This window comes from Pseudoalteromonas sp. TB64 (assembly GCF_000498095.1).
Taxonomy (GTDB): Bacteria; Pseudomonadota; Gammaproteobacteria; order Enterobacterales; family Alteromonadaceae; genus Pseudoalteromonas.
Window position 1 is genome coordinate 1 of sequence record NZ_AUTQ01000265.1, and the last position, 10,626, is coordinate 10,626.

Below are 10,626 nucleotides of genomic sequence, written 5' to 3' on the forward strand. Positions count from 1 at the left end.
CAATAGAGCCTGTATCGGCTATAACAGGGCGGTAATCAAGGTTTAAACGCTCAAAAATATTACAGTAAGCTTTGTGCATCGCTTGATACGTTGCATCTAGACACTCTTCACTTAAGTGAAAAGAGTAGGCATCTTTCATTGTAAATTCACGAGCACGCATTACACCAAAGCGAGGACGACGTTCGTCGCGTACTTTAGTCTGTATTTGGTATAACGTTACTGGTAACTGCTTGTAGCTGTTTATTTCTTTACGTACGAAATCAGTAATTACTTCTTCGTGCGTTGGACCAAGTGCAAATGTACGGTTATGGCGGTCTGTAAAGCGCATCAGCTCAGGACCAAATTCATTCCAGCGACCAGACTCTTCCCATAAATCAGCAGGTTGAATTACAGGCATTAGCATTTCAATAGCGCCTGCTTTGTCCATTTCTTCACGTACAATATTTTCTACTTTACGTAGCACGCGTAAACCAGAGGGTAACCAAGTGTATAAACCCGAAGCGACGCGACGGATCATACCGGCTCTAAGCATTAACTGATGCGATACGATTTCAGCATCTGATGGCGTTTCTTTAAGTGTTGCGAGTATATATTGGCTTGTACGCATGTTTTTTCCGAAATAGAGTAATTATGTTCTTTTAATAGAGCTTAAGTTTACCAGCGGATGCTTTTACACTAAAGCGCTAAGTGAGTTATTTAGTTTTTTTCTATGTTTGTTACCAAGTTATGGGAGTCATTTACTTGCCAACGAATATTAAAGTTATATAAGGTCATTCCATAGCTTTGCATTTCTTCTTTTTGTTTTTTATAAGCAGGGCGTGGATCTTGTTTTAACACATTTGATATAAAGTCATGTAACTCTGGGTATTGAGTTTGCGCATTAATAAACTCAATTGCTTGAGGGCTAAATTCAACCGTCATTTCTGTTTCTGGGCGAGTATCGGCAAAGCCTGCGCTTGCATCAGGCATTGAGTCTGAATACGGTAAATACGGTTTTATATCAATGATAGGTGTGCCATCAAGTAAATCAATACCAGCAAGTAATAAGCTAAGCTGACCGTTTTTATACTCAATACCTTCGAGTTTTACAGCGCTCATACCAATCGCGTTTGGTCTGAATGTAGCGCGGGTAGCAAATACACCTTTTCGCTCATTTCCGCCCAAACGAGGAGGGCGTACCATGGCGGAGTAGCCTTTATCAGCTGTTTCATGAAAACGAAATAGCAGCCATATATGAGTAAATTCATCTAATCCACGTACAAACTCTTCCCGATTAAAATCAGGAGAAAAAATAAGTTTAGCTTTGGCTTGTGGTACTAAACGAGGCTGCCTAGGTATTGCAAACTTTTGTTTATATGGAGATTGAATATGGCCAATAGCCGAAATGTTATAATCGCTCATAGTACTCGGGTACAAATAAAATAGAGCGCTATTCTACCTGTATTTAGCGTTTATGGCATTAATGTAAGTGAGTTTATTACTTAAAGACTGACTGGTTTAAATGATGATTATTAGACTGTGCGGTCTATAAGCTTGTATTTAGAGTAACTAAAAGCAAAGAGGTAAGCCTAAGCTTACCTCTTATATGCGTTTTAAGGTTTAATTAAAACATGTATTGAACTGATACAGATGCTACATCCATATCTGGGTCAATGTCGTCATCAAGTTTGTAGCGTTCATATTCTAAACGAAATTGAACATTTGTGGTAAGTGCGTATTCAATACCCGCACCGTAAAATGCATCACCACCATCTGTAGACGCTGATACACTACCTACTGGTAAGTCTTGTGTGTAATCTGCGTCCCATTCAAGCCAACCGCCTTTTGCGTATACAGAAAAACTCTCTGTTATTGGATAGCCTAAACGTGCGGCAAGCGATACGCCATCAACTTCAGCTTTACTGCTAATATCACTTACTTCATCAAAGTCTTGATAAGCAAGCTCTAAGCTTAAGTACTCGTTAAATTGTGCACCAACGTAACCTTTAAGCATTTGTGCATCGTCGTCAAAATCAGTGTCGTTATCGCTATCTTCAAACTCAAAAGAATATTGGCCGTAACCGATACCAGTATAAATACGTGGAGAATCGAAATCAGAAATGTCAGCGTGTGCTGCAGAGTTAAAACCCAGTGTTGCTAGTGCAATAGCTGAAAGAGAAAGTGTTTTAATCATTGAATAGCTCCTTTAGAAAAATAATCAAATGCTTGATTTAGTTAATCAAACTTCAATTATTTACTTGCAGTGAGCATGCCAATTACAAAGTTGATTAAAAACACGGCTAAAAACCTACTTTTGTATTGGTTTTTACAGCTTTTAGCGTGTTTTATAATCAAGGTGAACTTTTATTTAATTAAGTACTCTAAAATAAGTTGTATGTTTTACAAAGCATAATGAGTTTTTTACACAGCAGTACTCAAAGTCAGAAACTAAACGGTATGAAGTAAGTTTTCTGTTTCAATTGCTATTTCTTTCATTTTTATAGCGTAGTTTTCTAATTTAATATCTTCATCTGTTACAGCCGAAAATGAAGGTACTTCAATTGGGTAGCCCGTTTCATCCATAGCAATAAAGCTGATAACGCAATGATTTGTTTCAACCATATTTTGTGTTTTTGGATCGCCACAACGAACTTGAATAAAAATTTGCATACTTGTTTTACCGGTATGCGCTATTTTAGCTTCTACTTCTACAATTTGACCTACTAATATAGGGCGTCTAAATTTAACACCCGCAACCGAAACTGTTACACAGTAATGACCACTCCAACCAGCAGCACATGCATAGCCTGCTTGGTCAATCCATTTCATGACGGCCCCACCATGAACTTTACCACCAAAATTTACATCGGTAGGCTCTGCTAAAAAACGAAAAACAACTTTTGACGACGGCATAGATAACACTCATATTTATTAAAACTACTATTAGCATAACGTAAAAAAGAGGCCGAAGCCCCTGCAATTTAGGATATGTTTATAATTTATATGTAAAAAAGATGATTAGTTATTTCTCAGCGCATAATTTAGCTACATATTAGGATAGTTTGGTCCACCAGCGCCTTCCGGTGTTACCCATGTAATATTTTGGCTCGGGTCTTTAATGTCGCAGGTTTTACAATGCACACAGTTTTGTGCATTAATAACAAACTCTTTATTACCCTCAATTTCTTGCACTTCGTAAACACCCGCAGGGCAATAACGCTGTGCGGGTTCATCAAATTTAACTAAGTTTACGTTAATAGGAATTAACGCATCTTTGAGCTTTAAATGACACGGCTGTGACTCTTCGTGATTAGTATTTGATAAGAACACACTTGAGAGTTTATCAAAGCTAAGCTGCCCATCTGGTTTTGGGTACGAAATTTTATTAGCGGCGTTAGCATCAACAAGGGTAGAGTGATCGGGTGTATTATCTTTAAAAGTAAACGGTAAACCACCATTAAAAATGTTTTGATCAAGCGTGTTATACGCACCCCCTATAAACTTACCTAATTTGTGCATAGCAGGGCCAAAGTTACGAGATTGATATAACTCTTTATATGCCCACGATTTCTCAAACGCAGTTTGATAATGAGTTAAATCGGTATTTGCCAACTCATTTTGCAATGCTTCAAAAATAATCTCAGCGGCAATCATTCCCGATTTCATTGCGGTGTGATTACCTTTAATTTTTGCAAAGTTAAGTGTGCCTGCATCACAACCAACAATTAAGCCACCCGCAAAATGCATTTTTGGTAATGAATGTAAGCCACCTTTAGTAATAGCACGTGCGCCGTAAGCAATACGTTCGCCACCTTCTAGGACGTTTTTAAATACTGGATGGTGCTTCATTCGCTGAAATTCATCGAACGGGCTTAAATGTGGGTTTGAGTAATTTAAATCAATAATCAATCCAACAACAACTTGGTTGTTTTCACTGTGATACATAAATGCACCACCGTTAGTATCGCCGCTAAGTGGCCAACCTGTACCATGAACAACTTTACCAAGCTCATGCTTACTTTCATCTATTTGCCAAATTTCTTTAAAGCCTAAACCGTAATGCTGCGGTGATGAATCCGCATCAAGTGCAAACTCATTGATTAGTTGCTTACCTAAATGACCACGGCAACCTTCAGCAAAAATCGTGTATTTTGCTCTAAGTTCCATGCCAGGCATGTAACCGTCTTTTTCATTACCATCTTTGTCGACACCCATATCGCCAGTAATAATGCCTTTTACTGCTTTATCTTCAATTATTAAAGAGTGAGCACTAAACCCTGGGAATATCTCTACGCCTAACGTTTCAGCTTGCTCTGCAAGCCATCGACATACGTTACCCATAGACACAATGTAGTTACCATTATTATGAAATGTTTTTGGCGTAGCAAAGTGGGGGATTGATGTCGCTTTTTGCTCGTTATTAAACCAATAAATTTCATCGTTGGTTACTTTGGTCGTAACAGGGGCACCAAGCTCCTGCCAATTTGGTAGCAGTTCGTCTAAAGCTTTGGTTTCAAAAACGGCACCAGAGAGTACATGTGCACCCACTTCAGAACCTTTTTCGACTACGCAAATCATGCACTCTTGTTGTTTTTCTTGTGCTAATTGCGCGAGTTTAATTGCACTTGAAAGCCCCGCAGGGCCAGCACCAACAATAACTACATCAAATTCCATGGTTTCACGTTCGACCATAATAACCTCTTAATCTATGACGGACTTATTCGAATGTTTACTACACATTTAAATAAGGTGTACAGCCTACTTTTAACCTTGCAAATTAAACGTTACAGACTGTGAATAGTTAAAGGTTATTTTAGGTTGACGTTTACGTCAACAGGAAGTAGTCTAATTTCATAAAATAAATAAGTTGACGTGAGCGTCAGCTTGTAGGTTTAAATTATTATGGAGTTCCTATGAAAGTTCTCGTACCAATAAAAAGAGTGATTGATTACAACGTAAAAGCTCGTGTTAAAAGTGATAACAGAGACGTTGATTTAACTAACGTAAAAATGGCAATGAACCCGTTTTGTGAAATAGCGATAGAAGAAGCAATACGCCTTAAAGAAGCTGGTACAGCCAGTGAAGTTGTTGCAGTAACTATTGGTCCAAAAGCGTCGCAAGAGCAATTACGAACAGCATTAGCATTGGGCGCCGACAAAGCAATTCACATCGAAACCGATGAAAAGCTCGAGTCACTTCATATTGCAAAGCTCTTGGCTAAAATTGTTGAACAAGAATCTCCTGAGCTTGTAATTTTAGGTAAACAGTCAATCGACTCAGATAATAATCAAACAGGTCAAATGCTTGCTGCGCTTACTAATCGTGGGCAAGGTACATTTGCATCAAAAGTGGTTATTAACAATGGCAAAGTAAACGTAACCCGCGAAGTGGATGGCGGCCTGCAAACGGTGGCACTTAATCTACCTGCAATTATTACAACTGATTTACGCTTAAACGAGCCTCGTTACGCATCACTGCCAAATATTATGAAAGCTAAACGTAAGCCGCTTGAAGTAATAGCAGCTGATTCGCTTGGTGTTGATTTAACACCACGTATTCAATTAATAAGTGTAGAAGAGCCAGCTAAACGTACAGCAGGAATAATTGTTGAAGACGTTGCACAGCTTGTAGAAAAATTAAAAACAGAGGCAAAGGTGATTTAAATGAAAACACTCGTAATTGCAGAGCACGATAACGGTGCCTTAAAACCAGAAACCTCAAAAACTATTAACGCCGCAGTAAAAATGGGTTTTCCTGTTGATGTACTTATTGCAGGTAACAGCCTAAGCGCAATGAGCTCACAAGTTGCTAGCATTGAAGGCGTAGCTAATGTTTTAGTTGCTGACAATAGCGTTTATGAACATCAGTTAGCTGAGAGCATGACAGATTTAGTTTTATCACTTAGCGATACCTACAGTCACATTGTTGCAAGTGCGACGACAACAGGCAAAAACTTTATGCCACGTGTTGCTGCGTTATTAGATGTTGCGCAAATTTCTGAAATTATTGCAGTAGTGGACGCCGATACATTTAAACGTCCTATTTATGCAGGAAATGCAATCGCAACGGTTAAGTCACTCGATAGTAAAAAAGTAATTACCGTACGTGCAAGTAGCTTTGATTTACAAGGTGAGCAATCAGCAGCGGTTGTTACTAATATTGATACTGTGTCAGATTCACAATTAAGTAGCTTTGTAAGTGTTGAACAAACAGAGTCAGAACGTCCAGAGCTTACGGCTGCCACGGTGGTTATATCGGGTGGTCGTGGTATGCAAAACGGCGAAAACTTTGCTTTGCTTAATGGTATTGCCGATAAACTCGGTGCTGCGATTGGTGCGTCGCGCGCAGCGGTTGATGCAGGCTTTGTACCTAACGACATGCAAGTTGGTCAAACAGGTAAAATTGTAGCGCCTAATTTATACATTGCAGTAGGTATTAGCGGTGCTATTCAGCATTTAGCGGGTATGAAAGACTCAAAAGTAATTGTCGCGATTAATAAAGACCCAGACGCACCTATTTTTCAAGTTGCAGATTACGGGTTAGTCGCAGATTTATTTGAAGTACTGCCACAGCTAGAGAATGCTTTATAGCAGTTAACTTAAAATTTATTCTGGTTGAAAGCTGTGGCACTTTTTGAGTGCTACGGCTTTTTTAGAAATCTATTGTTGAATGCTGATTAGGGCGGGAACATGCTTTGATTTATTTTTAACCTAAAGAATGCTCTCTCTCGATAATAATAACTTCAACCAGCCTCTTGTATTTTACTACGTTGACTGGGTGCCCCAGATTCTCTCTACCTCAAAATATTCATTATAAAGCGATATTTCAACTGTAGCCTCTAGCGCTATTTTTGATTTATCCACTTTGAAATCAACATCTAAAACATAATGTTGATTATTTTAATACGCCAATGTTGCCGTATATAATGCCTTAACATTTTGTTTTTAGGTGACATTGAACTAATGTAATTTCTCGGTTTCCTTTTGTTTCTGAACTTGAGGTAAATTGGGAGAAAATTCGTGACGAATTTCACTCACTTTCGAATGATGTGTTTGATCCTTGGATTCAGCAACAAATGCATGGATATGGCTGGAGTGTTTTTGGTTTACATGCGCTCGGTATCCCAATTGAGAGTGCATGTAAAAAATGCCCTGAAACTGCTAGGTTAATTCAAAGTATTGATGGGGTTTCCCTTGCTGGTTTTTCACTTTTGGCGCCAAAGACCCATATAGAGCTACATGTAGGGTGGGCTGAAAGTGTGTATCGACTTCATCTTGGCTTAGTTGTACCAAGCGAATGTAAATTAAGAGTTGGAAGTGAAACTCGTTACTGGGAAGAAGGTAAATGTTTGATCTTTGATGATATGGTTGAACATGAAGCATGGAATGGTTCTGAACAGTTTAGAGGGACACTTATGCTCGATTTTTTAAGACCAGGTATTACAGACTTTAGTACGGATATGCTACCTGAAGAGGTCAGGTTGTATGCAGAGAGGTTAATAAATAGATGTGAACCTTGAGAGATTAATGTCTGTTTTATAGATCTCATTATTTTTATCTATATAAGCGCAGTTATTAAAACTGCGCTTATTAACTAAACATAACTATTATTTAAAAACTATAGATTACGGTACAACATAATCAGGCTTATACCGTTTTATTTCTCGCCTACTTAATATGTATTTTTTCATTATGTATTATGAGTGTGTTTGTGCTCACCTACCTCTTGTATGGAGTTATCTTTCTCCTTATCTACCTTTTTAATTGGCTGGTTTCTTACGCACATTAAATCATCTGCCATGTACTGACAGCTACCTATGTATAGATTGTTGTGACCGTTTTGGTATTGACATGATTGCGACTTTTGTTTTTCGCTGCATGCTTGTATGGCAATTTTGTTGAGTGGCCCAGAATGTGCACTAACGTACCCTGTTACTAGCAATAAAGTGCTCACAGTAAGTAAATAATAATATTTTATTTGTTTATGTATCATTATTGGGTGCCTTCGTTTTTAGGAGGGGCGCTATGGCCCAAAGGAGGTCCACCATCTTTAGGGCTATCTTTAGCCCCATCAGGCGGTCCGCCAGCTTCTTTTATTGACTCTCCATGAAGGCAACCAATAAACATATTTTCGCTTGGGCTTGCTGCATGATAATGATAACCGCGAGTTGTATCTGTAGTACCTCGGCATTCATCAAGAGACTCTTCTTTACCTAGTGCATCTCTCATTGCATAAATCCCATAGCCATCAATAGCGTAGCCTATTAATCCGGCATGCCCGTCTTCGCTTGTTGGTGTATCGGTACATCCTGTTGTAGAGTGATAATGATACCCCTGATGTAAATTAATATGCCCGCCGCAGTCATCAAAAGCTGCAATAGTGTAGCTTTCTAAAATTGCATTTATTGGTGCAGGACCCGAAAGTTCGGTGCCATCAAGTGCAATACCTACTGTACGTAGCCTACCTGTTTGAGATGCCGGTATAGGGCTCAGAGGAATAAGATAAGTTAAAGAAAAGTCTTCATCAAGATAGGCAAGTTCGCACTCTATACAGTTTTGTTTGTATTGCTCTTCAACATCAGGGCGGGCTGCACCAGAGCATGACTCTTTTGATGCTGTATAACGGATCTTATTTGTTTTAGCATCATAAAGTATCCATTTTTCATCACCATAATACTCATCTAACTTCAAGATGAAGTCGCCTGTTAAATCGACTAAATCGCCAGTTCCTTCTTTACTAAACCAGCTTCCCGAAACATCGGCGCCATCGGTAGTTGTTCTTGGGCAAAAAGGACCTGGTTCACGACCCGCAGGGGCACCTGTAGTTGTAAATTTATAGCACTTAGTTGCAGTGCCTTGCATTGTTGTACAGTCTACAATTTCAGGTTTTTTACTAAAAGCCTCTTTACTGAACATAGAAATGTCTAATCCGTTAGTAGGTACTTTAACTATTGTGCTCACATCCTTAATGTCATTCGAATCAGTAGGGGAGTCGTTACATCCTCCAATTGCGAGGGTGCTAAAAGTGAGTATTGTCGCTAATGTATTATAATTTTTTAGCCTCATGACTTATATCCTTTATGCATTTAGTAAATTATCAATTTATACAGTGGCACATTACTGCGTAAATGTGTAAAAAGTATGGAAATATAAGTGTCAAATACGCTTTTAGTTGTATTAGCTGCTTTATTATTTAAACCCCTTACTGATATATAAAATTAGGATGCATACAAGGGGCTTTTATTTCGCAATTGATAGTTACGTAAATGAATATAAACAATAATCCCTGAACCGATTAAGGTAAGTATTATTTCTGCGTACTCGCCAACAAGATCATGACCAAGAAATGCTGCAAATATTAAAACGCCTAACCCTATTGCAAAACAAGTTTTAAAAATTGATCTTACAAGTATGACTGTTGTAGATAATATGCAAATTAACTTTGCCTCTTAGTCTATTACTTGGGTAGGTATTCCTGATTAACGTTTAGGATAAGCAAAAACACAATTTATAGTTCGATTGTATATAGTTAGACTGTAAAGTAGCGGTGTGTATTTTAATATTACACACCGTTTTTTGGTTTTTATTAATGGTATTAAGTACTATTTAGTGACACATTAAAGCACTACTGTTTTTATATACAGTATTTTATTGGGGGTTCATATATGCCGTGTTTGGGCAGTTTTAGACCTTTACTGATAATAACTTATAAGTAATAGGTCATCATGAGTTACAAAATTAAAAGCAAGAAAGCCTAGCACTTGTAAACTTCCTTAATCTACATATTTGAATGATTCAATTGAATTAGTAAACTTATTTAGCAAGCTATTGTAATCTCATTATATAAAACTAATAATTAACTCGATTTTGTTTTTATTAATTTGAGTATTTGCATTGAAAGCCAAAGAAATCCGCAATTTTTACATCAACGAAGAGCAATCTGTTTATTTGCTATCGCATCATGATGCTAAAAAACACCGTCAGTGGCTTAACATTTGTATTAAGCAGTTAACAGTGTTGGGTTATAAAAACGTTGAAATGATTGGCTCGGGTGCTTTTGGTTTTGTGTTTGCAGGAGATGACGATAACGGTTTACCTTGGGTGTTTAAATTTTCCCGTATAACGCTTGCCCAAAGTGTACGTGACCGCCTTGAAGATGAAGCGTATATGCTTTCGCAAATTAATAACCCGTTAGTACCTACTTTTTATGCATTTGAACGCGTTAAAAAGCAAGGGATTTTGATGATGGCACGTGCCATTGGCGAAGACCTTGAAAAAGTATCACTTAAAACCGGGCGCTTTAGTGCGGCGCAAATAATGTCGCTAGCAGTTAGGTTACGCAACGTGCTAATTGATTTACGCCATCATAAAAATGGCATTAGCCAGCAACCTATAGTGCATGGTGATATAAAGCCTTCAAACTTAGTATGGGATGCAAACACTGATGCGCTCTCGTTAGTGGATTGGGGCAGCTCTGTGTATGCACAGCTAGATAGCGATGGAAACCCAGTTGCTAGTAACTTTATGGATTTAATGTCGGGTGATTTAAGTACTACCAATGCCCGTATGGGGGATGTGTACTTTATTGGCGAAGCGCAAATGTCGGGAGAGCAATCATCACCGCGTTTTGACGAACAAGGCGTAGCCG

Annotated in this window: 9 protein-coding genes and 1 pseudogene; 4 read left to right on the forward strand and 6 right to left on the reverse strand. The window is 38.3% G+C overall.

Annotated features, from left to right (window positions below; translation table 11 throughout):
* The 5 genes from proS to L647_RS0122355 form a co-directional block, all read right to left on the reverse strand.
* The coding region (gene proS, locus L647_RS0122335) for a proline--tRNA ligase (RefSeq protein WP_024612983.1) at positions 1-607 on the reverse strand (607 nt) is incomplete at its 3' end.
* 89 nt (positions 608-696) lie between these two features.
* Positions 697-1,401: a tRNA (N6-threonylcarbamoyladenosine(37)-N6)-methyltransferase TrmO gene (gene tsaA, locus L647_RS0122340; RefSeq protein ID WP_024612984.1), complete on the reverse strand. Its 705-nt coding sequence runs from the start codon at positions 1,399-1,401 to the stop codon at positions 697-699.
* A gap of 202 nt (positions 1,402-1,603) precedes the next feature.
* Complete coding sequence (locus L647_RS0122345; RefSeq protein WP_024612985.1) at positions 1,604-2,173, reverse strand: outer membrane beta-barrel protein; 570 nt, start codon at positions 2,171-2,173, stop codon at positions 1,604-1,606.
* Between the two features lie 254 nt (positions 2,174-2,427).
* A complete protein-coding gene (locus L647_RS0122350; RefSeq protein ID WP_024612986.1) occupies positions 2,428-2,892 on the reverse strand; it encodes an acyl-CoA thioesterase in 465 nt (154 codons plus the stop codon).
* A gap of 132 nt (positions 2,893-3,024) precedes the next feature.
* Positions 3,025-4,671 carry an electron transfer flavoprotein-ubiquinone oxidoreductase gene (locus tag L647_RS0122355; protein ID WP_024612987.1) on the reverse strand — a complete coding sequence of 549 codons (1,647 nt, stop codon included), beginning with the start codon at positions 4,669-4,671 and terminating at the stop codon, positions 3,025-3,027.
* A gap of 221 nt (positions 4,672-4,892) precedes the next feature.
* Between L647_RS0122355 and L647_RS0122360 the strand changes: the two genes are divergently transcribed.
* From L647_RS0122360 to L647_RS0122370, 3 genes are all read left to right on the forward strand, one after another.
* Positions 4,893-5,642 carry an electron transfer flavoprotein subunit beta/FixA family protein gene (locus L647_RS0122360; RefSeq protein ID WP_024612988.1) on the forward strand — a complete coding sequence of 250 codons (750 nt, stop codon included), beginning with the start codon at positions 4,893-4,895 and terminating at the stop codon, positions 5,640-5,642.
* Complete coding sequence (locus tag L647_RS0122365; protein WP_024612989.1) at positions 5,643-6,569, forward strand: FAD-binding protein; 927 nt, start codon at positions 5,643-5,645, stop codon at positions 6,567-6,569.
* A gap of 377 nt (positions 6,570-6,946) precedes the next feature.
* Positions 6,947-7,498, forward strand: coding sequence for an aspartyl/asparaginyl beta-hydroxylase domain-containing protein (locus L647_RS0122370; protein ID WP_033024644.1), 552 nt, complete (start codon positions 6,947-6,949; stop codon positions 7,496-7,498).
* Positions 7,499-7,970: 472 nt separating this feature from the next.
* On the opposite strand, the gene L647_RS0122380 is transcribed toward L647_RS0122370, so the two are convergent.
* Entirely contained in the window at positions 7,971-9,044 is a 1,074-nt protein-coding gene (locus tag L647_RS0122380; protein WP_024612992.1) for a YHYH protein, read from the reverse strand.
* 828 nt (positions 9,045-9,872) lie between these two features.
* Here L647_RS0122380 and L647_RS0122385 point away from each other — a divergent pair.
* A pseudogene (locus tag L647_RS0122385) lies at positions 9,873-10,626 on the forward strand (serine/threonine protein kinase); the annotation flags it as partial.